Below are 23,053 nucleotides of genomic sequence, written 5' to 3'. Positions count from 1 at the left end.
TAAGCTGACGGCCACCCCTTCGAGGAGAATGAGATGCGCGCCCTGACCCTGATCCCGCTCCTCGTATTGGCTGCCTGTTCGGGCGAGAATCAGGGCTGGAACCCGAATTACCGGGCGAACGCCACGCCCTATGGCGACTATCTGCGGGGGCGGGAACTGGCGCTCACCGGCTACCGGGCCGAGCCGCCGCGGGTCATTCCGGTCGCCCTGCCCGTCCGCGCGCCCACCCCGGCCGAGATCGCGGGTCCCTCGCCGGTCCAGATCCTAGAACAGGCCGTGACCCCGGACGGACTTCCCCCGCACCGGGTGCCGTTCCGCGGCGCACCCGCCGTGGACCCGCGCCCGCCCACGCTTCCCAGCACGCGGCCCGTACTGCCCAGCGAGCGGACCGTGCTGCCGGTGCCGGTCGCGCCCGTGGTGCGCCAGCGCACGGTTGTGCCCACTGCGCGCGTCACCGTGCCGGCCCCTGTCACGTCCCGCCGGCTTGAAGGGAACGTCGCCCCGATCTATCCGCGTGCCGTTGGCACCACTGGCAACTGCGCTGCCTATCGGACGCCCATCGCCGCCCAGCGCGCCTTCATCGCGGAAGGCGGGCCCGAGCGTGACCGGCTGGGCCTTGATCCCGATGGCGACGGTTACGCCTGCAGCTACCGCCCTGCGGCCGCCCCGCCTGTCCAATGACCTCGTGCGCCGCCCCTGAGGGGACCGGCCGCGCATGAGCTTTCCGTCACCCAATCACGGCGAACGGCGCGGCGTGCAAAGGCCTGACCTTGTGGTGATCCATTTTACCGGCATGGCGGATTATTCCTCGGCCCGCGCGCGGCTGTGCGATCCCGCGGCCGAGGTCTCGGCCCACTGGATCATCGACGCGGACGGCACGACCGAGGCGCTGGTTCCCGAGGATCGCCGCGCCTGGCATGCCGGGGCTGGCAGTTGGCAGGGACGTGAGGACGTGAATTCTCACTCCATCGGCATCGAGCTTGCCAACCCCGGCGACCGCCCCTTTCCGCATCCGCAGATGAACGCGCTCGAAACCTTGCTGGCCGGGATCATGGCGCGCTGGGCGATCCCGCCCCATCGCGTGATCGCCCATTCCGACATGGCGCCGGCCCGCAAGACCGATCCCGGCCCCCGCTTCGACTGGGGGCGTCTGGCCCGCGGGGGCCTTGCGCTGAGCCCGGGCATCGGCACGCGCGAGGCACCACTCGCCGCCATGCTCGACCGCATCGGCTATCCCCCGGCGGCTGCCGATACGCGGCTGTCCGCCTTCCGCCTGCGCTTCTGCCCGTGGAACGTCGGCCCCGAGAATGACGACGACCGCCGCATCGCCGCAGGCGTGCTAGCGGTCCTGCCGCAAGAGGAAACATGCTGATCTACAAGGTGCTGCGCGCCGCGGAATGGGCCGCCCTGCAAGCCGCCGGTCGCACTGACGGCGCGCCGGTGGACGTGGCCGACGGCTACGTGCATTTCTCCACGGCCGAGCAGCTCGCCACCACGCTCGCCAGGCATTTCGCGGGCGAGAACGACCTTGCCCTCCTCGCCTGCGAGGCCGAGGCCCTCGCCCCCGACCTGCGGTGGGAGCCCTCGCGCGGCGGCGCCCTGTTCCCGCATCTCTACCGTGACCTGAGGCTTTCCGATGTCCTGTGGCATCGTCCCATTCCCCTTGGTCCCCAAGGCCACGAACCGGGGGAACTCGCATGAGCCTGATCGAACGCGCAGGCCTTGCCGCCCTTCACCGGCTCGACCCGGAACGCGCCCATGACCTGTCGCTCAAGGCGCTCTCCACCGGTCTCGTGCCGCTGCCCGGCAAGCCCTTCACCTCGCCACGGCTTGCCACGCGTCTGGCCGGGCTGGACCTGCCGAACCCCGTGGGCCTCGCCGCGGGCTACGACAAGAACGCCCGCGTGGTCGGCCCACTGACCCGCGCAGGCTTCGGCTTCGCCGAGGTGGGCGCGGCCACCCCGCGACCCCAGCCCGGCAATTCCAGGCCCAGGCTGTTCCGCCTTACCGAGGACCGCGCGATCATCAACCGCTTCGGCTTCAACAACGAGGGCGCCGAGGCGATCTGCGCCCGCCTGGCTGCGCGCCCGCGCAACGGTGTCCCCGTGGGCCTCAACATCGGCGCGAACAAGGACAGCGCCGACCGCGCCGCCGACTTCGCCCATGTGGCTGGCCTCGCCGCGCCGGTCGCGGACTTCCTGACGATCAACGTCAGCTCGCCAAACACCGAAAAGCTGCGCGATCTGCAAGGCGCCCGCGCCCTTTCGGCCCTGATCCAGGGCGTGCTGGATGCGCGTGATGCCTCGGGCGCCCGTCCGCCCGTCTTCGTCAAGATCGCCCCCGACCTCGACGAGCAGGCGCTTGCCGAACTCGCCACCGTCCTGCGCGACAGCGGCATCGATGGTGCCATCGCCACCAACACGACGCTGACCCGCGCCGGACTGGCCTCGCGCCACGCGGGCCAGAGCGGTGGCCTTTCCGGCGCGCCCCTGTTCGATCTGTCCACGAAGATGCTCGCCCGCCTCTACCGCCACCTCGGTGGCAGCCTGCCCGTCATCGGCGTCGGCGGCATCGCTTCCGTCGAGCAGGCCTGGGCCAAGATCGAGGCGGGCGCCTCGGCCATCCAGATCTACAGCGCCCTCATCTACCAGGGCTTCTCGCTGGCCGACCGCATCGCGCGCGGTCTCGACGCCCGGCTTGAGGCCGAGAGGATCACCCTCGCCGACCTCACCGGCAGCGCCGCCGACCGCTGGGCCGCCTAGACGATCCCTTCCAGCCCGAGGATCTGGTTCATCATGTCCGAGGGCGCGCTGCATCCCGCGTCGCCCACGATCCGCGCCGGCACCCCCGCAACGGTCTTGCAGGGCGGCACGTCCGTCAGCACGACCGAGCCCGCCGCGATGCGGCTGCAGCGGCCCACGGTGATGTTGCCCAGCACCTTGGCGCCCGCGCCGATCAGCACGCCGTCCCCGATCTTGGGATGGCGGTCGCCGTCCTCTTTTCCGGTGCCACCCAGCGTCACCGAATGCAGCATGGACACGTCATTGCCGACCACCGCCGTTTCACCGATCACGATGGAATGGGCATGGTCGATCATCACGCCGGTTCCGATCCGGGCGGCCGGGTGGATGTCCACGCCGAAGACCTCGGAACAGCGCATCTGCACGAAATAGGCCATGTCGCGGCGGCCGTGGTCCCACAGCCAATGGCCGATCCGGTAAGCCTGCAGCGCCTGGAAGCCCTTGAAGAACAGCATCGGCTGCATCAGCCGGTGGCAGGCCGGGTCACGTTCGTAGACCGCGCGCAGGTCGGCCTCGGCGGCCATCGCCAGCGCGGGCTCGCGCCGGTGCGCGTCGTCCGCGATCTCGCGCAGGATCTGCTCGCTCATCTCGCCGGATGCGAGCTTCAGCGAAAAGCGGTAACCCAGCGCCGCCGGGAAGGTCCGGTGGTGCAGCAGTCCCGCGTGGATCAGCGCGCCCAGCAGCGGCTCGGCCGCCGCCGCCTCGGCCGCCTCGCGCTGGATCTGGTGCCAGACCGAGGCGTGGGTCACCTCGGGGCCATCGGCATAGGGCTGTCCGTCCATGTCCCGGTTCCTTTCGTCGCCCTTACCCATCTAGGGCAGGTTGGGGGCGACGAAAAGGCTCAGACCGGATCGGGAACGCGCAAGGCAAGCCAGTGGATCGCCAGCCGCACCCGTCCCCCGGCGAAGTTGCCCCCCGTGGCGGTCAGACGCAGTTCCTGCGCCGCATAGACGGCCGAAGGCGCCGACAGCAGCCCCTGCGACCACGAGTTCAGCGGCAGGCCCAACCCCGAGCCATAGCGGTTGGTCGCCCCCGTGACGCCGATCATCCAGCTGGTCAGCGTGCCGGTGACGGGCTTGATGACCCGGCCCGTGACGCCAAGAACCAGCACGTTCGCCGGGATGAACACCCCCGTGCCGAGCGTGGCCCCGGCGGTGATCTCGACCTCGCCCGTGGTCATCCCGGCGCCCAGACCGCCGCCCGAGGCCCCCAGCGTCAGCGCGCCGGGCAGCCAGGCCGTGCCGTCCCACAGCGCGCTCAGGCCCTGGTCCAGCACAAAGGCCCGCTGCCCGCGCTGCGGCTCGGCAAAGACCCAGCCGCCATTCGCCCCGATGGCGATGCGCCCGGCCTGCCCCGCCCAGGGACCGCCTGCGCCGAAGGGAACGGCCCAGCACTGCCCGTCCGTCACGGCGGGCGGAGGGCTGGCGGCCGTGACGCTCTGCAGCACCAGGTTCACCAGCCCGTCCAGCCGCATCAGGCCGTCGTTCACCGTGACATGCTTCTGCGCCTGCGCGGGCTGCAGAAGCGGCAGCCCGCAGCGCAGCGTTGCCTGTTCAGACATGGATGTTCCTCCTGACAGACGGGCCCGGCCCGTGGATTTCGGAAAGCTGCGCCACCTCGATGACGAAGCCGCCCCCCTGCGCGGCGCGGGTCCAGACACTTTCGGGGATCGTCCAAGCGGGACGCGAGACTTCCTCGCGGTGCAGTTCGCTCGTCCCCCGCACCAGCCGGATTACATAGCGTTCATAGGCCTCGCCCAGCGGCACCTCGGGCGCATCCCAGCCGTCGCCGCCGGTCCGGGTGCGGCGGACCCAAGTCACCTCGCGGTCCCTCACAGACAGGTGGCAGGGCGACAAGGGCCGCAGCCCCGCGCCTGCGGCGACAAGGGACCGCGCACGATAGCTCTCGTCATCGGGCGACTGGCTCGACGGCCCGATCCGCCAATGGCGCAACTGCCCCCGCGCGTCCGGGTCCAGGTCCACCTGACGCGGCGCCCCGTCCATCAGCACGACGACGCTGCCCGCCGGCCATTGCGCCGGCATCAGCGCATCCGTCCCTGCCTGTCCCCGCAGCCGACCCGAGATCTCCCACTCGCCCGGGGCCACCAGCTTTGCCTCGGAAAACTGCATCAGCTCCCAGTTCCCCGGCGAGCCATCCCCGATCGCCATCACGTTGCCGCCTGCCAGCAGCGCGTTGCGGGTGACGGACCGCAGGTTGCCGCCCTTGACGCGCAGCCGCAGCGCAGGCCCCCGGTCCATGACCCCCGGCCTCGCCGCAAGCAGCGGCCCAAGCGTCACCCCCATGACCGCGCGCGAGGGCAGGATCACGTTCGGCTGCCAGCCACCGTCCTCCTCGACCGACACCCAGGCCCGTACCGCGCCGGGCCAGGGCGTCCCCGTGACGGCAAGCCACGGCGCATGGGGCACCTCGGTCCCCCTCATCAGCGGCAGGTCCAGGAAGACCGGCCACACCGGCCCCGCCGGAACATGCGCCTTCCCGCGCAACTCACCGGTGACATACGGCGCAGGGCGATAGACCCCCGGCTCGACCCGCACCGCCTCGACCAGCGTGGCACCGGCCCGCTCGACCCGGTCGATGCGCCAGCGGTCCCCCGCCCCCGCGCCATCCGCCAGCCGCACCCCATCGCCCGGTCCCAGGTCAGCCCTTGACGGAGGCAGCGCGAACCGCGCCGCCTCCTGCGCGACCTTCGCCTCGACCAGCCAGCGGGACGCAATTGCGTGCCCCTCGCCCGGCGTGAGCACCATCGGCATGTCGCTGTCCGACACCGAGAGGATCTGTCCGTCCGGCAAAGCCGCCTCGGCGGTGCGCGCACCATAGTCGGCGCCCGTCTCGACATGGCTCAGCCGCACCCGGCCCACCATCTCGGCCGCCGGCGCACGGGTGATCTCGAACCCGCCGACCTCCTCGGCCACGGCAAGCTCGTCTTCTGCCAGCACCGCGTCCACCCGCCCGTCGCGCATGACAAAGCGCAGCACGCCATCCCGCTCCACCGCGTCGAACCCGTGCGCAAGCATCAGCGGCTGCAAGGCCGCCCGCCCGCTTTCGGGTCCGCTGACGGCATAGCCGCGCATGGCCCCATGCAGACCGCTCACGTCGAAGGCCGCGACCCCGGCTCCTTCACAGATGTCGCGCACCACATCCGCCAGCGGCACCGCGCCTGCCCGGCCGTTCAGCCAATGCCCCCGCTCCCAGGCAGGCCCGTCCGACCAGAGGTCGCCCCGCGCCGGAAAGGCCGGATAGGGCCGCGCGTCCCATGCCCAGACATGGGCGCGCGATAACTCGACCATCCGCCCGCCATTCTTCATGGCGGGATTGTTCGCCGGATCGGCCCAATACGAGGTCACCGCCTCGACACAGGCCGCCTGGATGGCGTCGTCCCGCCGCCCGTCCGAGAACCAGGGCAGCATCGACTCGCTGCTCATGGCATCCAGGAACTTGTTCGGCTGGTTCGTCCCTTTGTCGAGCGCCGCGCAGCCGTATTCCGTGAACCAGATCGGCCTCGACCCCGGCACCCAGGCCGTCGGATCGGCCGACCTCTGGCCATCCGGCCTCCGGTCGTAATGCCAGTTCGACCACCAGCCCTTCAGGTCCTTGTAGCGCCAGATCCAGGGCTCGCCCTGCCCGTCCGTGATCGGCGTGGGGACCTGCGACAGCCGGTGCTCGTCGCTTGCGTAATACCAGTCGAACCCCTCGCCCCCGCAGACATTGGCGCGCAGGTAATCGACATTGTGGATGTCGCCCCAATGCGCGTCGAGGTGGCTTTCGCCCTCACGCCAGTCCGACAGCGGCATGTAGTTGTCGATGCCGACGAAATCGATGTTCTCGTCGCCCCACAGCGGGTCCAGGTGGAACACCGCCTCGCCCCCGCCCGAATGATGGCCGAAATACTCTGACCAGTCCGCCGCATAGCCCAGCTTGACGCCTGGCCCGAGGATCGAACGCACCTCCGCCGCCAGCCGCCGCAAGGCCGCGATCGCCGGATAGTCCTGCGCCCCCCGGATCTGCGTCAGCCCGATCATCTCGGAGCCGATCAGGAAGGCGTCGATCCCGCCCGCCATCCGGCACAGATGCGCGTAATGCAGGATGAAGCGCCGATAGCCCCATTCCTGCGGCCCCGAATAAACGATCCGGCCGTCCCTTTCGGCAAAATCCGAGACCGAGGCCGCCCCGAAGAACGCCGCCACCTCGGCATCCGCCACAGCCGTTCCCTGTGGCGAGCCCTTGCGCCCGGCCGCGACCGACGTCGTGATCCGCCCTCGCCAGGGCATGACCAGCTGGTCCTTGGCATCGCTCCAAGGGTCCGGCCGCCCGTTTCCTTCCACCTGCTCCATCAGGACGAACGGATAGAACACCGCCGCCTTCCCCGAGGCGCGGATCGCCCGGATCGCCTCGACCACCGACCCGTCGGACGGAGTCGGCGGTCGAGGTGACCTCGGACGCCCAGCCCGCGCCGATGTCCGACTTGTCCATCAGCACTTCGTAGGACGAGGCCTCGACCTGCACGACCGTGGCCAGCGAGCGGATGGATCCCGTCGTGCGCAGCACGGCCTGCACGGTTTCGGAAATGGTCGGTGCGGCCAGATAGCCCCCGTCGGTGCCCGAGGCCATCGCCTTCTCCTCCAGCGCGAGGCTGCGAAGGCCGGAATCGTCGCCGCGGCGCAGGTAGGCGGCGAAGGCCTTCTGGTGCGGCGCCTCGATCTCGGCGGCCTGCGACAAGGGCGAGCGGCCCCGGAAGGCGGTCTTGCGGTCCAGCATGGTCATGCGTTTGTCCTGTGCTTGCAGTTTCTCTTCGACGTTCTCGCGGAATGCCTTGAGTTCGTTCACGAACTCGGCCATCGCGCCCTTCAGCCCGGCAGGCGTCCCGCTGCCGCAGGCCTCCGCGCCGGTCCTTGCCTCGGTCATTGCCGTCCCTCCTCAACCGAAAAAGGCGGCCCCGGCGTCCCCGCCCCAGCCGCCTGCCATCGGCGCGGGCGCATGGCCCGGCCGGTTCCCTCTCGCCCAGGGCGCCCGTTCCGGGCCGCGCCTTGCCGTCCTGTCCACCACGACCCGCCCGAGCCCAGCGCCGGAATGCGCCCGTCGGGCTTGGCGGTCCTAGCCGTCCTTGCGCCGACCGGCCACGCGCTCGATGCGGGAGAAAAGCGGCGCGAACCGGCCGCGGTCGTAGGTCAGCCCCTCGTAAACGGCATAAGTCCGCCGCGCCCAGCCGAGGTAAAGCTGCGGCCGCCCCGTCCGCGCCGCCAGCCATGCCATCCGGTGCGAATCCCGGCTGATCGCCGCGCGGGTGCGATAGACCAGCTTCCTGCGCCAGCCGATCCCCTTGGCCTGCGGCGCCACGCGCTTGACGGGGCGAATGCCGCGTTTTGCCCAGGTCAGCCGATAGGCCAATCCCTCGCGCCGCTGCCGGAAGCCCGCGGCCTGGGTGTCGGCCACGAAATCGGCATCGACGGGCTGCAGGTCCAGCCGCCCCTCGGCCCGGCCCTCGTCGATCAGGCGCTGGATCAGCGGCGCGCGGACGACCACCACGTTCGTGCCGCGCCCGTCCGAGGAATAGGGCTCGACCCAGGCATCCCCGAAACTGACATCCGCCGTTTCCGCCACCACGTCGTCGCAGAAGTTGCAGGCCGAGTTCTGGAAGTAGCCCGCGCCCCAGTCGCCATCGGCCAGATGGAACCACTCGTTCTGGACGGTCGAGCCGTCGTCCAGCGTCAGGTGCGCCGTGTACCAGTTCGCGGGCCGGTTCGCGTCCTTCAGCCGATATTCGACGGCGCGCACGCGGTCGTGGTCCACGCCCAACTGCCAGGCGAAGCTTTGCACGAAGCGCGCGCTTTTCATGTGGCCGCAGAACAGGCCCAGCATGTGCGTGATGCGTTCCGCCAGCACGGGGTCCTGCGCGCGGGCCAGATGCACCGCCTTGATGAAGCAGGGGATGCCCACCACCGCATAGCGCCCCGGCGTGGCCCGCACCTGATCCAGCACCTCGGCCAGATGGACCGGGTGATAGCGCGACCGGGCGCCGGCCAGCAGCTCGTCTTCGTTGCGGCTGATACGGTAGCCGAAGAAGGGCTGCCCCGGCGTGCCGGGGTGGACATGCAGCACGCCGTCGATCTCGCCGCGCCGCATCAGTTCGGCCGCCACCCAGCTGACCATGCCGCCGGAACTGCCCCGCTCACGGAAGGGCGCTTCCGCCACCGCGCCGACGTGGCACGAGGTGTAGCGGCCGAGACGCGCGTCGTGCTGCGGCGCATCGGGGAAGCGGGCGGCGGCGATGGCGTCCTCGTTTGTCGCCTCGGGCGAGAAGGGGCAGAGCCGGGCAAACGCCTCGCTGCGCCGGTGGGTGGCGGGACCGGTGGGCTTCAACTGGCCGTAGTCGTCCCACTCCATCCGCGCCTCGGCCCCGGACGCGCAGGCCCCGCAGCCGATGCAGAGGCCCGAGCGGACGATCTGCGCGGGGCTGAGGGCCTGCGTCATGCCCGCCCCGCCAGCGCCGCGTCCAGCCAGGCCGCCGACTGCGCCCGAAGGTCGGCAATCCGCGCCTGGACCGCCTCTGACACCGGCTCGGCCAGCAGCGCGCCCACGTCGGCGGGGTCGCGGTCCTCGAAGGTCAGGTGCCGCTCGGCCCCCAGCAGCGCGGTCAGGTCGCGCACCTTGGTCCAGCGGTAATCCGAGGGCGCGCAGGCCAGCGGCTTGCCGTTCACCAGCGCAAAGCAGCAGCCGTGGAAATAGGTCGTGGCCACCGCCTGCGCGCCCGCGACCAGCGCCGCGAACTCCTGCGGTCCGGCGTCCAGCCGCTGCTCGTCCGCCCAGTCGTTGCGATAGCCAACGCTGAGCGTCCGCAGGCCCTGCGCGCGCGCCGCGTCCTGCACGCGGGCGGCGAACCAGTCGGGGATGTGGTGGCCGTAGACCAGCACATAGGGCGCCTCCTTCGCCGCCTGAACCCGGGGCGGGTTCAGCAGCACCGGGTCCAGCACCATCGCCGGTCCGGCGCCCGTGGCCCCTTCCACCAGCCCGAAGCTGTTGTCGTCGCGCACCGAGATCGCGTCCAGATCACGCAGGCGATCCGCCCATTGCGGCTCGACGAAATCGGCGGCGTAGTTCCCGAAGCTTGCGGCATAGGTCACGACGCGGGGGGCCGCGATCCCCTCGCCCCAGAAGACGGGCTTGCCGCCGTACCAGGGGTGCGAGAGGTTCAGCACCTCGTCGCTGCCGATCACCGCCAGATCGACCGCAGGCATCCCCTCGGGGGCGTCCAGGTCGAAAGGCGCCGACAGCGGCAGCGCGCGGAAGGCGTCGAGGAACTTGCGCAGCTTGCGCCCGTATTGCGCCACATCCGCGCGGGACGACCGCTCGGGGGTGAGCGGCTGGAAGGCATAACGCCACTCGCGCGACGTCACCTCGCGGGAATGGTGGTCCAGCAACACGGCGTCATGGCCGCGCGCGGCGATCGCCTCGACCAGGCAGCGGGCCTGCCAGTAGCTGCCGTAGTTGATGCAGCGGTGGAAGGTCAGGACGCCGACCCGCATCTAGCGCCCGTAGATCCGGTCGATCACCCGCGCGACCGTCACCAGATGCCGCGCCTCGTCGTCGAAGCGTGCCTCTCGGGACAGCCGCGCCAGCCAGTCCACCGCCGCGCGCCCGCCCCATTCGTCCGGCGGCTCGGCCAGCGCCTCGGCGCGGATATGGTGATGCCGCTCGGCCCGCAGGTCGTAGAAGGACCCGTTGACGTTGCGCAGGCTGGCCCCGCCCTCGGTGCCGAAGAACTCGACCGCGATCACCGCCTCGCGCCCGGCCTGCAGGCCCCAGGAACAGGCCAGCCGCACCACGGTCCCGCCCGCAAGGTCCAGCGTGGCGACGGCGTAATCCTCGACCTGCACCGAGGGGTCGGCCAGAGGCGCGCCCTTGGCGTAAAGGCGGCTTTCGACGCCCGTGACCTCGGGCCAGCCCAGCGACCACAGCGCGAGGTCGATCAGGTGGACGCCCAGGTCCACCACGCAGCCGCCGCCCGAGAGCTTCGGGTCATAGAACCACGACTTGTCCGGCCCCCAGGCGTTGTGGAAGGTCACGTCCACGCCGAAGACATGGCCCAAGGCGCCCGCGTCCAGCAGCGGCCGGATCGCGCCCATCGCGGCGGTCTGGCGATAGGACAGGTCCACGCCCAGCAGGCGGTCGGCGCGGCGGGCGGCCTCGACCACCTCGGCGACCTCGGGGCCGGTGCGGCCCAGCGGCTTCTGGCAGAAGACGGCCTTGCCTGCCTCCAGCGCGGCGATGGACTGCTCGGCATGGGCAGCGCTGGGGGTGGCGATCACCACTGCGTCGATGTCTTCGCGCAGCAGCGCATCCAGACCGTCCACTCGCCGCGCATTGGGAGCGAGCGCCAGCGCCTCGGCGGCCCCGTTGTCGTCGGGCTCGGCCACCGCGACGATCTCGGCCAGCCCCGTCGCGGCCAGCGCCGCCATCCGGTGCCGCCCGATCCAGCCGGTGCCGAGGAAGCCCAGCCTGGGGCGGCTCACAGCGCCACCCAGGCCTTGACGAAGGCGCCCGGCTTGTCGCGGGTCGCGGCCAGCGCCTCGCCCAGATCCTCCAGCGCATAGGTCCCGGTCAGCAGCGGCGACAGGTCCAGCCGGCCCGAGGCCAACGCATCGACCGCCGCCCGCAGGCCGGCCACGCGGACGCCCGCGTCGCGTTCATGGGCGCTGGCGATGTCGATGCCCTTCCAGTTCCACATCTGCATGTTGACCTGCCGCGGTCCGTCCTGGTGATAGCCTGCGATCACCAGACGCCCGCCCTCGGCCACGAGTTCCCCGGCCAGGTCCAGCGGCCACTGCTTGCCCACGCATTCGATCACCCGCTCGGCCATGCGGCCATCGGTCAGGCGCTTCACGTCCTCGATGATGCGCCAATGGTCATCCATCGTGATCGTCTCGGACGCGCCCATGCGGCGCGCAAGATCCAGCGTCTCGGCCCGGCGCGACACCGCGATCACCCTTGCCCCCGCATCGGTGGCCAGCCGCGTCAGGATCGCGCCCAGGAAGCCGATGCCGACGATCACCACCGTCTGGCCGGGCCGCACGTCCGAGCGCGCGAAGATGTTCATGGCGCAGGCCACCGGCTCGCCCGGAACCGGCATTTCGTCCAGGCTGGCAGGCAGCGGCACCACCATGTCGGCCCGCGCCACGTCGTATTCCGCATAGGACCGTTCCGTCAGCGCCGTCACGCGGTCGCCGACCGACAACCCCTCGACCCCCTCGCCCAGTGCCGTGATCCGGCCCCAGCCTTCGTGCCCCATGCCGCCCGGCGCGCCCGGCCAGGTGGACCAGGGCTGGCCTTCCCACGGCTCGACATTCGAGGCGCAAACGCCGCAGCCTTCCAGCCGGATCAGCACCTCGCCGGGGCCGGGTTCGGGCAGGGGCACCTCGGCCACGGAAAACCTCTGCGGTCCTTCAAGGACCGCCGCACGCATGGTCTGGGTCATCGGCAATCGTCCGTAACAATATGGGGGACCGGAACCGGATCGCGGCCCCTCCCCTTGTGGATGGCAAAGGTGGAAAGGCTGTCATGGACCCCAAGGACCCCATCCCTGCCAGGGAAGGCATGAACGAGCAGCTGACCAGCAACATCATGCGCCTGGTCAGGCGCCGCCGGCAGGAGGACGCCCGCGCCTCGCTGAGCGACAGGATCGCCGAAAGGATCACCCGCATCGCCGGCTCGATGAGCTTCATCCTGCTGCACGTCGCCTTCTACGGCGGGGCGCTGCTGGTCCTGACGGACCTGATCCCGGTCCCGGTCCCCTTCGCCGACGGCATCGGGCTGATCGGCTCGGTCGCGTCGACCGAGGCGATCTTCCTGTCGCTGTTCGTGCTGATGAACCAGCGGCGCGAGGAGCAGCGCGCCGACGCCCGCAACGACTTCACCCTGCATGTCAGCCTGCTGACCGAGGACGAACTGACCAAGATCGCCACGGTCATCCACCGGATCGCCGAGAAGCTCGACGTGCCGGTCGACGAAAAGACCGCCGAGGAGGTCGAGAAGAACATCGATCCCGAGCAGGTCCTTGACGCGCTGGAGCAGATCGAAGGGGACAGCGGCGCCCCCGGTCATCCCCGCGCTCACGATGCGGGTGCGGCCAGGGGCAGTTCCGCGATGAAGGCTTCGACCGCCTCGTAGGCCTCGTCGTCGGTCATCTGGCGCGGCGGGTGCTTGCAGAAATAGGCCGCCGGGGCGAGGACCGGCCCGGCAAGCCCCCGGTCGCGGGCGACGGCGGCGCAGCGGATCATGTCGATGGCGACCCCGGCCGAGTTCGGGCTGTCCTCGACCGACAGGCGCAGTTCCAGGTTCATGGGGACGCCGCCGAACAGCTCGCCCTCCATCCGCAGGAAGCAGACCTTGTTGTCCTTCTGCCAGGCGACGTAATCGGACGGCCCGACGTGGATGTTCTCGTCCGCGATCCGCTCGGCGGCGACGGACTGGACGGCCTCGGTCTTCGAGATCTTCTTGCTTTCCAGCCGCTTGCGGTTGGCCATGTTCAGGAAGTCGGTGTTGCCGCCGGTGTTCAGCTGGTAGGTCCGGCACAGCTTGACCCCGCGCTTGGCGAACAGGTCCGTCAGCACGCGGTGGACGATGGTCGCGCCAAGCTGCGCCTTGATGTCGTCCCCGATGATCGGGACGCCCCCCTGGCGGAAGCGCTCGGCCCAGGCCGGGTCCGAGGCGATGAAGACGGGGATGTTGTTGACAAAGGCCACGCCCGCGTCCAGCGCGCATTCGGCATAGAACTCGGTCGCCTTCTGGCTGCCCACGGGCAGGTAGTTCATCAGCACGTCCACCCGCGCCTCGCGCAGCGCGGCCACGACCTCCTCGCGCGAGGGTTGCGCGGCGTCGGCGGGCACGAAGGTCCGCTCGGCCGGGTGGTCGGCCATGTGCTCGGCCACGCCGTCGAGGATGCGGCCCATGCGGACAACCGCGCCCGTGTCCGGCACCTCGGGGGCGAAGACGGCGGTGCAGTTGGGCGCGGCGAAGATCGCCTGCGCCACGTCGCGGCCGACCTTGCGCGCGTCGATGTCCCAGGCCGCAACCACGCGGATGTCGTCGGGGCGGTAGCCGCCGAGGTTGTGGTGCATCAGCCCCGCGGCGTCGTTGCGCCCGGCATAATGGGTCAGTCCCTGCACCAGGGAACTGGCGCAGTTGCCGACCCCGACGATGGCGATGTTGATCGGCATGTGGGCGTCTTTCATGCGGAGGGCCTTCAGGTCAGGGCCGGCTGAAGCGCGGCCGGCGTCGCCTCAACACGGGCAGGCGCATATCGTTCGATCATCGCGGCGCAGAAATCCGCGAACTGCTGCGGGTCGTGCGGCGGGCTGGTGTGATGCGCGCCCGGGCCGAGATGCTCGGGCGTGAAGCAGAAGGTGACGGTTGTGTCGAAATCGGCCAGCGCCTCCATCTGCCGGTCGAACCAGCCTAGCGCGTCGGGGCGGAAGCTGTCCGCCCAGCTGAGGCCCGTGCGCAGGTGCCGCACGCCCAGCCGCTTCATCCAGGCCACCGCATCGTCCAGGCGCGGGTCCTGGTAGTGGAACCACTGCATCAGCCCCATGTCGGCGGCGTGGGGCGCATAGGCGTCCAGCCCCGGCTTGGGCGTGCCGTCGGCGCGGATCAGGCCCATGTAGAAATGGCGGTAATAGGACGAGCCCTCGGCCTCGCGGTGGCGGGTCGTGGCGCCCCATTCCTGCGGCAGGTCGAAGAGCGAATACCAGAAGATGCGCGGCACGCGGCCGACCAGCAGCTCGGCCGTCTTCTGCACGCCGAAGACCTGCACCTCTTCCGCGCCGAACGATCCGACGCCGACCTCGGTCACCCAGACGGGCTTGTCCGTCACGGCCTCGATCTCGGCCACCTTGGCGGGCCATTCCTGGATCTGCCACAGGTTCCAGTCCAGCGGAAAGCCGTGGACCGCGACCACGTCCACGTGGTCGAGCGCGCCGTGCCCTTCCATCCGCCGCACCCACAGCGGGTCGATCGGGGACATGCCGCCCAGGACGCGGGTGATCGCCGGGTTGGCCTGCTTGATCGCCTGCCCCGCCAGCGTCACGCACTGGCCGAAGCGCGACCAGTCCGGGTCGAGTTCGGGGTCCCAGTGGGACTTGTTGTTCGGCTCGTTCCAGATCATCGCGGCTTCGATCATCGGGCAGGCTCCTCGGGTCGGGCAGGATAGACCGCGTGGGGTCCGTAATTGGCGAAGGGCACCGGAGCGGTGCGGCAAAGATAGACCTCGTCGGCGGGCCCGGCTTCCACGGCAAAGCCCGAGGCGCGCAGCATCGCCTCGACGCCCGCACGGTTCGGCACCCACCAGTTGGTCCAGTCATGGGCCCACTTGTGCTCGATGAAGGCCATGCGGGGCCAGTCGGGCTGCTGGAAATGGGCGTCTTCCGAGAAATCGTAGTCCTCGGCGGGCTCGGCCACCGTGCCGGGACCGCGCGTCAGCGTCTGGAACAGCATGGTGTCGCCCGCGACATGCGCGCGGATCAGGTCCAGCGCCAGCAGCGGGTGGCGCAGGTGATACAGCACCCCCATGAAGATCACGAGGTCGAAGCGTTCGCCCAGCGCGGCCACGTCATAGACGCCCATCTGGCGGAACTCGACCCCGTCCATGTCCAGCACCTCGGCCGCCAGCCGCGCCTGCGCCAGATAGCGGGCGTCGCTGTCGATCCCGAGAACGCGCGAGGCGCCCCGGCGGCGCATCTCGAAGCTGTAGAAGCCCGCGTTGCAGCCGATGTCGAGCACGGTCTTGCCCGTCAGGTCGCGGGGGACGAGATGGGCGAAGCGGGCGAACTTGTCGGCCGGGTAGTCGCCCAGGAAATGCCCGGGCGCGGTGCGGACACCGTTGAGGTCGAGGTTCTGGAACCAGGGGCCAAGCGCCTCGATTCTTTCTGCGATCTGCGTTGCGTTCATCAACCGTTCCGTCAGGCAGTACCGTTAACGGCTATGACATGCCCCGCCCCTTGTCCATGCGCCATCAGCCAGCTGACCGAGGCGGGGGCGATCTCGAACCGCAGCAGGTTGTCGAGCGGCAGCCCCAGCACCTGCGCGACCACCCCCCGGATCACGTCGCAATGGCTGACGCACAGGACCGGCCCGCCGCCCTGACCCGCCAGATGGTCGATGTGGCGCATGGCGCGGGCGACCGCCGCCGCCATCGTCTCGCCACCCGGCGTGGGCGCCGTTCCGCGGGCGGTGTTCCAGCACTCCCAGTCCGGGTCGCCGTCCAGGGCGGCAAAGCGCCGACCCGACCAGCGGCCGAAGTCGATCTCGTCGAGGTCGGGCGCAAGGACGGGCGTGAGGTTCAGCCCCGCGCCGAGGATGTCCGCCGTTTCCACCGTCCGCCGCCGCGGGCTGGCGGTGATCCCGACCACGCCCCGCCCCGCGAGCCGCCGCGCAAGGGCCGCCGTTTCCTCTCGCCCTGCCGCGTTCAGGGCCACGTCGCGGGTCCGTCCGCTCAGCCATGTGCCCAGGTCGTCATGCGACCCGTGGCGGACCAGCCCGATCAGAATGCCCATGCCAAACCCCCGCTGTGCCTGAAAAACCATGTCAAGCAACAAAGATGAAGAAGAAGATGGAACCCATGTCGCATGAAGGCTTTTACATCACGACATTGAGACTGCTTCAATTTCCAAGAAACGGACGACGAGGGGACAAGTTGGAAAAGGTTCTGATCACCGGGGGTGCAGGGTTCATCGGCCGCTTCGTCGCGGACGAGCTGCTGCGGCGCGGCCACCAGGTCCGCGTGCTGGACGCGCTGATCCCGCAGGTCCACGGCGAGGGCGCGGGCCGCCCCGAGGCACTGAACAGCGAGGCCGAGTTCATCCACGGCGACGTCCGCGACGCCGAGGCCGTGACCCGCGCGCTGAAGGGCGTGGACAGCGTGATCCACCTGGCCGCCGAGGTCGGCGTGGGCCAGTCCATGTACGAGGTAGAACGCTACACCTCGACGAACGACGTGGGCACCGCCGTCCTGTTCGAGAAGCTGATCGACAACCCCGTGCGCCGTGTCGTCACCGCCTCCTCCATGTCGATCTATGGTGAGGGGCTTTACCGCGACGCCGACGGCACGCTGGTCGAGGACGCCGAGCGCGTGGGCATCCGCGACGGGCTGAAGCAGTGGGACCCGACCGATGCGCAGGGCCGCCCGCTGGTGCCGGTCGCCACGCCCGAATGGAAGCGCCCGAACCTCGCGTCCATCTATGCGCTCAACAAGTTCGTGCAGGAACGCACCACCCACATCATGTCCGCCCCCTACGGGATCGAGGGCGTGTGCCTGCGGCTGTTCAACGTCTTCGGCCCCGGACAGGCGCTGTCGAACCCCTATACCGGGGTGCTGGCGATCTTCGCCTCGCGCTATCTGAACGGCCAGGCGCCGATGATCTTCGAGGATGGCGAGCAGCGCCGCGACTTCGTCCACGTGTCCGACGTGGCCCGCGCCTTCGCCGAGGCGCTGAGCCTGCCGCAGGCGGCGGGCGGCACCTTCAACATCGGGTCCGGCAACGACCGGTCCGTGACCGAGGTCGCGCAGGAACTGGGGCGCGCCATGGGCCGCAACGACCTTGAGCCGCTGATCGTCGGCAAGGCCCGCATCGGCGACATCCGCCACTGCTTCTGCGACACCACGCTGGCGGCCGAGAAGCTGGGCTTCCGCGCCGACACCGACTTCCGCGCGGGACTGGCGGAACTGGCCGAATGGGTCGCCAGCCAGACCGCCGTGGACAATGTCGAGAAGATGCGCGCGGAACTCGACAAGCGCGGGCTGGTGGCGTGATGGGGCGGACCGACGCATCCGCCGATACGCGGCCCGTGCTGGTCACGGGGGGCGCGGGCTTCATCGGCTCGAACCTCGCCGACCGGCTGGCGTCCGAAGGCCACCGGGTCATCGTCTATGACGCGATGAGCCGCCCCGGCGTGGAACGCAACCTCGCCTGGCTGCAATCCCGTCACGGCGACCGGATCGAGCACATCCCCGCCGACATCCGCGACGGCGCCCGCATGGCGGCGGCGGCGCAACAGGCGAAGGCGGTCTTCCACCTCGCAGCGCAGGTCGCGGTGACCACCAGCATGGTGGAACCCGTCGAGGACATGACGATCAACCTGATCGGCACCGTGAACCTGCTGGAGGCCCTGCGCGCCAAGGGTGACGGCACGCCGCTGATCTTCGCCTCCACCAACAAGGTTTACGGCGATCTGGCCGACCTCGACTTCGCGCTGGAAGGCGAGGCCTACAAGCCCACCGACAGCGACGTGCGCGCCCATGGCATCGGCGAGGCCCGCCCGCTGGACTTCCACACGCCCTACGGCTGTTCCAAGGGCGCGGCGGACCAGTATGTGCTGGACTATGCCCGCAGCTACGGGGTGCCCACCTGCGTGCTGCGGATGTCCTGCATCTACGGCCAGCGCCAGATGGGGACCGAGGACCAGGGCTGGGTCGCCCATTTCCTGATCCGCGCGCTCAAGGGCCAGCAGATCACGCTGTTCGGGGACGGCTGCCAGGTCCGCGACATCCTCGACGTGTCGAACGCCGTGGAAGCCTATCTTGCCGCGTGGCAGCGGATCGAGGAGGTGCAGGGCCGGGTGTTCAACCTCGGCGGCGGGCCGCAGAACGCGATCAGCCTGCGGCAGCTGCTGGACTTCGTGGGCCGGATCCTCGACCGGCCCGTGGACATCCAGTTCTCGGACTGGCGGGCGGGCGACCAGCGCTACTTCGTGGCCGACACCCGCGCCGCGGAAAAGGCGCTGGGGCTGTCGCCCAAGGTGAACTGGCAGGAGGGGGTGACGCGGCTGGCCCAGTGGCTCGCTGCGGAAAACGGCGTGAACCTTCCCGTGGGGCAGCCGCCCCTGAAGCAGTCGGCATGATGCGGCTGCTGATGACCACCGACGCGGTCGGCGGGGTCTGGCAGTATTCGCTGGAACTCGCCGCCGCCTTGCAGGCCGAGGTCACGCTGGCGGTGCTGGGCCCCGCGCCCGATGCCGGGCAGCGCGCGGCAGCCGCTGCGGCGGGCCTGCGGCTGGTCGAGACCGGCCTGCCGCTGGACTGGCTGAGCGACGGCCCCGCCCCGGTGCTGGCGGCGGGCGAAGCGGTGGCGCGGCTGGCGCGCGAAACGGGCGCCGACGTGGTGCATCTGAACGCCCCCGCGCTGGCGGCGGCGCGCTTCGACCGGCCGGTCGTGGCGGTGAACCACGGCTGCCTCGGCACCTGGTGGGACGCGGCGCGCGGCGGTCCGGTGGACCCTGCGCTTGCCTGGCTGCCGGAACTGGTGGGCCGGGGCCTTCGCGCGGCGGATCGCGTCGTCGCCCCGACCCGCGCCTATGCCGAGGCGACCGCGCGGCGCTACGGCCTGCCCGTGACGCCCACGGCGGTCCACAACGGCCGCTCGCCCCTGCCCCTGTCCGAGGCGCAGCCCTTCCACGGCGCGCTGACGGTCGGGCGGCTGTGGGACGAGGTGAAGGACACCGCCACCCTTGACGCCACGGCTGCCCTGCTGGACGCCCCCCTCGTCGCCATCGGCGCGACCCGTGCGCCCCATGGCGCGACGGTGACGCCCGCGCATCTGCAGGCCACGGGCCCCCTGCCCGCCGACGGGATCGCCCGTTGGCTGTCCCGCCGCCCGGTCTTCGTCAGCGCCGCCCGGTTCGAGCCCTTCGGCCTGGCCGTGCTGGAAGCCGCGCAGGCGGGCTGCCCGCTGGTGCTGTCGGACATCCCCACCTTCCGCGAACTCTGGGACGGCGCGGCCACCTTCGTCACCCCCGGCGACGCGCCGGGCTTCGCCGGGGCCATCGCCGCCCTGCTGGCCGACCCCGCGCGCCATGCCGCCCAAGGGGACGCCGCCCGCAGCCGCGCCGCCCGCCATACCCCCGCCGCAATGGCCGCGCAGATGTCCGGCATCTACCGCGACCTCGTTTCGGCCAAGGACAAAGCCGCATGAAGATCGTCTATTTCACCCATTCGCTGCAAAGCTGCTGGAACCACGGCAACGCCCATTTCCTGCGCGGCGTGCTGCGGGAACTGGTGGCGCTTGGCCACCACGTCCGCGCGCTGGAACCGCAGGGCGCATGGAGCCTTGACAACCTGCTGCGCGACCACGGCGCGGCGGGGCTGGAGCCCTTCCGCCGGAACTATCCCGAGCTGACGGTCGAAACCTACGACCCTGCCGCCGACCCGGTGGACCTGACGGGCAACGCCGACCTGGTGATCGTCCATGAATGGAACGACCCCGCGCTGGCCGCCACGCTGGGCAAGGCCCGCAAGTCCGGCGCGCGCTTCACGCTGCTGTTCCACGACACCCACCACCGCGCCGTCAGCGAGCCGGACGCGATCCGCGCCTTCGACCTGTCGGGCTTCGACGGCGTGCTGGCCTTTGGCGAGACGCTTTCCGAGGTTTACCGCCGCTGGGGCTGGGGCGACCGCGTCTGGACCTGGCACGAGGCCGCCGACACCCGCCTGTTCCATCCGCCCGCGCAGGAAACCGCGCGCGAGGGCCTCGTCTGGATCGGCAACTGGGGCGACGGCGAGCGGACCGAGGAACTGGAAAGCTTCCTCTTCCGCCCCGCCCGGGATGCCGGACTGCCGCTGGACATCTACGGCGTCCGCTATCCGGCCGAGGCGCTGGCGACGCTGGACCGCTACGGCGTGCGCTATCACGGCTGGGCGCCCAACGCCGCAGCACCGGGGATCTTCGCGCGCCACATGGCGACCGTCCACGTCCCGCGCCGCTTCTACACGACGGTGCTGCCCGGCATCCCCACCATCCGCGTCTTCGAGGCGCTGGCCTGCGGCATCCCCCTTGTCTCGGCCCCGTGGGCCGACAGCGAGAACCTGTTCCGCCCCGGCTTGGACTTCCTCTTTGCCCGGGACGGCGCGGAAATGACCGCCCACCTGCGCGACCTGTCGAACGACCCGGCCCTGCGCGCCTCGCTGGTCGCCAGCGGACTGGAAACCATCCGCACCCGCCACACCTGCGCCCATCGCGCGCAGGAACTTCTGTCCATCGCCGCAACGCTCGGCCTCAACCTCGGAGCCTCTGCGGCATGAAGATCGCCTTCTACGGATCCAGCCTTCTGTCGTCCTACTGGAACGGCGCGGCCACCTATTACCGCGGCATCTTGGGCGAACTGGCCAAGCGCGGCTACCAGATCACCTTCTACGAGCCCGACGCCTTCGACCGGCAGAAGCACCGCGACATCGACCCGCCGGACTGGTGCCGGTCCGTCGTCTATCCCGCGACCGAGGACGCCATGCGCGGCGTGCTGGCCGAGGCGGCGGATGCCGACATCGTGGTCAAGGCCAACGGCGTCGGCGTCTTCGACCGCGAGCTGCTGGAAGGGGCCATCGCCCAAGCCCGGCCCGGCGCGCTGAAGATCTTCTGGGACGTGGACGCCGCGGCCACGCTGGACGAGATGCGCGCCGACGACAGCCACCCCGTGCGCCGGGCGCTGCCCGGTCTGGACATGGTGCTGACCTATGGCGGCGGCCCGCCGGTGGTGGACGCCTACCGCGGCTTCGGCGCGAAGCTGTGCGAGCCGGTCTACAACGCGCTGGACCCCGCGACGCACCATCCCGCGCCGGCGGACCCGCGCTTCGCCTCGGACCTCGCCTTCCTCGGCAACCGCCTGCCCGACCGCGAGGCGCGGGTCGAGGAGTTCTTCCTGCGTCCCGCCGCGATGCTCAAGGACCGCAGCTTCCTGATCGGCGGAAACGGCTGGGAAACCAAGCAGATGCCGGGCAACGTCCGCCACCTCGGCCATGTCTACACGCATGAACACAACGCCTTCAACTGCACGCCGCTGGCGGTCCTGAACGTCGCCCGCGACAGCATGGCGCACGTGGGCTTTTCCCCCGCCACCCGCGTCTTCGAGGCGGCGGGCGCGGCCGCCTGCCTCATCACCGACGCCTGGGAAGGGATCGAGCTGTTCCTGACCCCGAACTCGGAGGTGCTGGTCGCCCGCGACGGGCAGGACGTGGCGGATCACCTGGCCTCGCTGACCCCGGAACGCGCGCGCGAGATCGGGCAGGCCGCGCTGGCGCGGATCAGGGCCGAGCACACCTATGCCCTGCGCGGCGCGCAGGTGGATGCGCTGTTCAAGGCGCACGCCCGGCAGCCTGAGGAGGCGGGGGCATGAAGCTGGTCGTCCTCGGCCTGTCGCTGTCCTCCTCCTGGGGGAACGGCCATGCCACCACCTTCCGCGCGCTGCTCAAGTCCTTCGCCCGGCGCGGGCACGAGATCCTGTTCCTCGAACGCGACGTGCCCTGGTATGCCAGCCAGCGCGACCTGACCGACCCCGACTGGTGCCGGCTGGAGTTCTACGCGGACCTTCCCGGCCTGGACCGGTGGCGCGAGGAAATCGCGGCGGCCGACGCGGTCATCGTCGGCTCCTACGTCCCCGAGGGGGTCGAGGTCTCGCGCCGCGTCCAGGCCTGGGCGCGCGGCACGACCGCATTCTACGACATCGACACGCCGGTGACGCTGGCGAAGCTGGAACGGGGCGACTACGAATATCTCTCGCCCGAGGTCATCCCCGGCTTCGACGTGTATCTCTCCTTCACCGGCGGCCCCACGCTGCGGCATATCGAGCGGCATTACCGCTCGCCCATGGCGCGGGCGCTCTACTGCTCGGTGGACCTGGACCTTTACGGCCCGCGCGAGGTGCCCACGCGCTGGGACCTGTCCTATCTGGGCACCTACAGCGACGACCGCCAGCCGACGCTGGAACGGCTGCTGCTGGAACCCGCGCGCCGCCGCCCGGACCTGCGCTTCGTGGTGGCGGGGCCGCAGTATCCGTCCGGCATCGACTGGCCCGGCAACGTCGAGCGGATCGAGCATTGCCCGCCCGCCGACCATGCCGGGTTCTACTCGGCCAGCCGCTTCACCCTGAACGTGACGCGGGCCGACATGATCCGCGCGGGCTGGTCGCCCTCGGTCCGGCTGTTCGAGGCCGGGGCCTGCGCCACGCCCATCATCTCGGACAAGTGGGGCGGGATCGAGACGCTGTTCCGGCCGGGGTCCGAGATCGTGCTGGCCGACGGCGCCGCCTGCGTGCTGGCCGCGCTGGACGGCGACGCGGGCGCCATGGGCCGGGCGGCGCGGGCGCGGATCGAGGCCGCGCACAGTTCCGACCATCGCGCGGCCGAGCTGGAAGCCCACCTGGCCGAGGCGGCACACCACAAGGCTGGCATCCGACCAGTCGCAACAGCGGAGGGATGA

Annotated in this window: 21 protein-coding genes and 2 pseudogenes; 11 read left to right on the top strand and 12 right to left on the bottom strand. The window is 70.6% G+C overall.

The window, feature by feature from the left end:
* Nucleotides 1-33 precede the first annotated feature (33 nt).
* Genes CK240_RS03630 through CK240_RS03615 form a run of 4 tightly spaced genes read left to right on the top strand, consistent with a single transcriptional unit; the run spans nt 34 to nt 2,762 of the window.
* Complete coding sequence (locus CK240_RS03630) at nt 34-681, top strand: hypothetical protein (RefSeq protein ID WP_095638968.1); 648 nt, start codon at nt 34-36, stop codon at nt 679-681.
* A 34-nt stretch (nt 682-715) separates the two neighbouring features.
* On the top strand, nt 716-1,372 hold the full coding sequence (locus CK240_RS03625; protein ID WP_095638967.1) for an N-acetylmuramoyl-L-alanine amidase: 657 nt from the start codon (nt 716-718) through the stop codon (nt 1,370-1,372).
* Nucleotides 1,366-1,701 carry a DUF952 domain-containing protein gene (locus CK240_RS03620; RefSeq protein WP_095638966.1) on the top strand — a complete coding sequence of 112 codons (336 nt, stop codon included), beginning with the start codon at nt 1,366-1,368 and terminating at the stop codon, nt 1,699-1,701. The genes CK240_RS03625 and CK240_RS03620 overlap by 7 nt, the downstream gene beginning before the upstream one ends.
* Entirely contained in the window at nt 1,698-2,762 is a 1,065-nt protein-coding gene (locus CK240_RS03615) for a quinone-dependent dihydroorotate dehydrogenase (RefSeq protein WP_095638965.1), read from the top strand. Before CK240_RS03620 ends, CK240_RS03615 begins: the two co-directional genes overlap by 4 nt.
* Here CK240_RS03615 and cysE read toward each other — a convergent pair.
* The 8 genes and pseudogenes from cysE to CK240_RS03580 form a co-directional block, all read right to left on the bottom strand.
* Nucleotides 2,759-3,583 (bottom strand): serine O-acetyltransferase, encoded by an 825-nt coding sequence (gene cysE, locus CK240_RS03610; protein WP_095638964.1) that lies wholly within the window; start codon nt 3,581-3,583, stop codon nt 2,759-2,761. The genes CK240_RS03615 and cysE overlap by 4 nt on opposite strands.
* 59 nt (nt 3,584-3,642) lie before the next feature.
* Nucleotides 3,643-4,362 (bottom strand): DUF2793 domain-containing protein, encoded by a 720-nt coding sequence (locus CK240_RS03605; RefSeq protein ID WP_095638963.1) that lies wholly within the window; start codon nt 4,360-4,362, stop codon nt 3,643-3,645.
* Nucleotides 4,355-7,225: pseudogene (locus CK240_RS03600) on the bottom strand (baseplate multidomain protein megatron); the annotation flags it as partial. The gene CK240_RS03605 and the pseudogene CK240_RS03600, both read right to left, overlap by 8 nt.
* Nucleotides 7,226-7,301: 76 nt before the next feature.
* A pseudogene (locus CK240_RS19550) lies at nt 7,302-7,658 on the bottom strand (phage major capsid protein); the annotation flags it as partial.
* Nucleotides 7,659-7,913: 255 nt separating this feature from the next.
* Nucleotides 7,914-9,290 carry a Coenzyme F420 hydrogenase/dehydrogenase, beta subunit C-terminal domain gene (locus CK240_RS03595; RefSeq protein ID WP_205957746.1) on the bottom strand — a complete coding sequence of 459 codons (1,377 nt, stop codon included), beginning with the start codon at nt 9,288-9,290 and terminating at the stop codon, nt 7,914-7,916.
* Complete coding sequence (locus CK240_RS03590) at nt 9,287-10,342, bottom strand: polysaccharide pyruvyl transferase family protein (RefSeq protein WP_095638962.1); 1,056 nt, start codon at nt 10,340-10,342, stop codon at nt 9,287-9,289. The genes CK240_RS03595 and CK240_RS03590 overlap by 4 nt, the downstream gene beginning before the upstream one ends.
* Nucleotides 10,343-11,329, bottom strand: coding sequence for a Gfo/Idh/MocA family protein (locus CK240_RS03585; RefSeq protein ID WP_095638961.1), 987 nt, complete (start codon nt 11,327-11,329; stop codon nt 10,343-10,345).
* Nucleotides 11,326-12,291, bottom strand: a complete 966-nt coding sequence (locus tag CK240_RS03580) for an MDR/zinc-dependent alcohol dehydrogenase-like family protein (protein ID WP_240517270.1) — start codon at nt 12,289-12,291, stop codon at nt 11,326-11,328. The genes CK240_RS03585 and CK240_RS03580 overlap by 4 nt, the downstream gene beginning before the upstream one ends.
* Nucleotides 12,292-12,410: 119 nt before the next feature.
* On the opposite strand from CK240_RS03580, the gene CK240_RS03575 reads away from it, so the two are divergent.
* Nucleotides 12,411-12,983, top strand: a complete 573-nt coding sequence (locus tag CK240_RS03575) for a DUF1003 domain-containing protein (protein WP_167649955.1) — start codon at nt 12,411-12,413, stop codon at nt 12,981-12,983.
* Here CK240_RS03575 and CK240_RS03570 read toward each other — a convergent pair.
* From CK240_RS03570 to CK240_RS03555, 4 genes are read right to left on the bottom strand one after another with little or no spacing between them, the layout of a single operon-like run.
* Entirely contained in the window at nt 12,926-14,047 is a 1,122-nt protein-coding gene (locus CK240_RS03570; RefSeq protein ID WP_240517269.1) for an inositol-3-phosphate synthase, read from the bottom strand. The two genes, CK240_RS03575 and CK240_RS03570, sit on opposite strands and share 58 nt — an antisense overlap.
* Before the next feature lie 11 nt (nt 14,048-14,058).
* Complete coding sequence (locus CK240_RS03565) at nt 14,059-14,991, bottom strand: glycosyl hydrolase (RefSeq protein WP_095638958.1); 933 nt, start codon at nt 14,989-14,991, stop codon at nt 14,059-14,061.
* Complete coding sequence (locus CK240_RS03560) at nt 14,988-15,758, bottom strand: TIGR04290 family methyltransferase (protein WP_095638957.1); 771 nt, start codon at nt 15,756-15,758, stop codon at nt 14,988-14,990. Before CK240_RS03560 ends, CK240_RS03565 begins: the two co-directional genes overlap by 4 nt.
* An 11-nt stretch (nt 15,759-15,769) precedes the next feature.
* On the bottom strand, nt 15,770-16,363 hold the full coding sequence (locus tag CK240_RS03555) for a histidine phosphatase family protein (protein WP_205957745.1): 594 nt from the start codon (nt 16,361-16,363) through the stop codon (nt 15,770-15,772).
* A gap of 140 nt (nt 16,364-16,503) precedes the next feature.
* Here CK240_RS03555 and CK240_RS03550 point away from each other — a divergent pair, with 140 nt between their 5' ends.
* Genes CK240_RS03550 through CK240_RS03525 form a run of 6 tightly spaced genes read left to right on the top strand, consistent with a single transcriptional unit; the run spans nt 16,504 to nt 23,053 of the window.
* Nucleotides 16,504-17,619 (top strand): NAD-dependent epimerase/dehydratase family protein, encoded by a 1,116-nt coding sequence (locus tag CK240_RS03550; protein ID WP_095638955.1) that lies wholly within the window; start codon nt 16,504-16,506, stop codon nt 17,617-17,619.
* Nucleotides 17,619-18,707, top strand: coding sequence for an SDR family NAD(P)-dependent oxidoreductase (locus CK240_RS03545; RefSeq protein ID WP_240517268.1), 1,089 nt, complete (start codon nt 17,619-17,621; stop codon nt 18,705-18,707). Before CK240_RS03550 ends, CK240_RS03545 begins: the two co-directional genes overlap by 1 nt.
* Complete coding sequence (locus CK240_RS03540; protein WP_095638953.1) at nt 18,704-19,777, top strand: glycosyltransferase family 4 protein; 1,074 nt, start codon at nt 18,704-18,706, stop codon at nt 19,775-19,777. Before CK240_RS03545 ends, CK240_RS03540 begins: the two co-directional genes overlap by 4 nt.
* The gene (locus CK240_RS03535) at nt 19,774-20,883 is read left to right on the top strand and encodes a CgeB family protein (RefSeq protein WP_095638952.1); all 1,110 of its coding nucleotides are present in this window, start codon (nt 19,774-19,776) and stop codon (nt 20,881-20,883) included. Before CK240_RS03540 ends, CK240_RS03535 begins: the two co-directional genes overlap by 4 nt.
* A complete protein-coding gene (locus CK240_RS03530; RefSeq protein WP_095638951.1) occupies nt 20,880-21,971 on the top strand; it encodes a CgeB family protein in 1,092 nt (363 codons plus the stop codon). Before CK240_RS03535 ends, CK240_RS03530 begins: the two co-directional genes overlap by 4 nt.
* Nucleotides 21,968-23,053, top strand: coding sequence for a CgeB family protein (locus CK240_RS03525; protein WP_095638950.1), 1,086 nt, complete (start codon nt 21,968-21,970; stop codon nt 23,051-23,053). The genes CK240_RS03530 and CK240_RS03525 overlap by 4 nt, the downstream gene beginning before the upstream one ends.

Origin of the sequence: Paracoccus salipaludis, from assembly GCF_002287065.1 — a bacterium.
In the GTDB taxonomy this organism is placed as follows: Bacteria; Pseudomonadota; Alphaproteobacteria; order Rhodobacterales; family Rhodobacteraceae; genus Paracoccus; species Paracoccus salipaludis.
The sequence above is the reverse complement of the archived record's forward strand: the minus strand, read 5'-3'. Positions and strand labels throughout refer to the sequence as shown.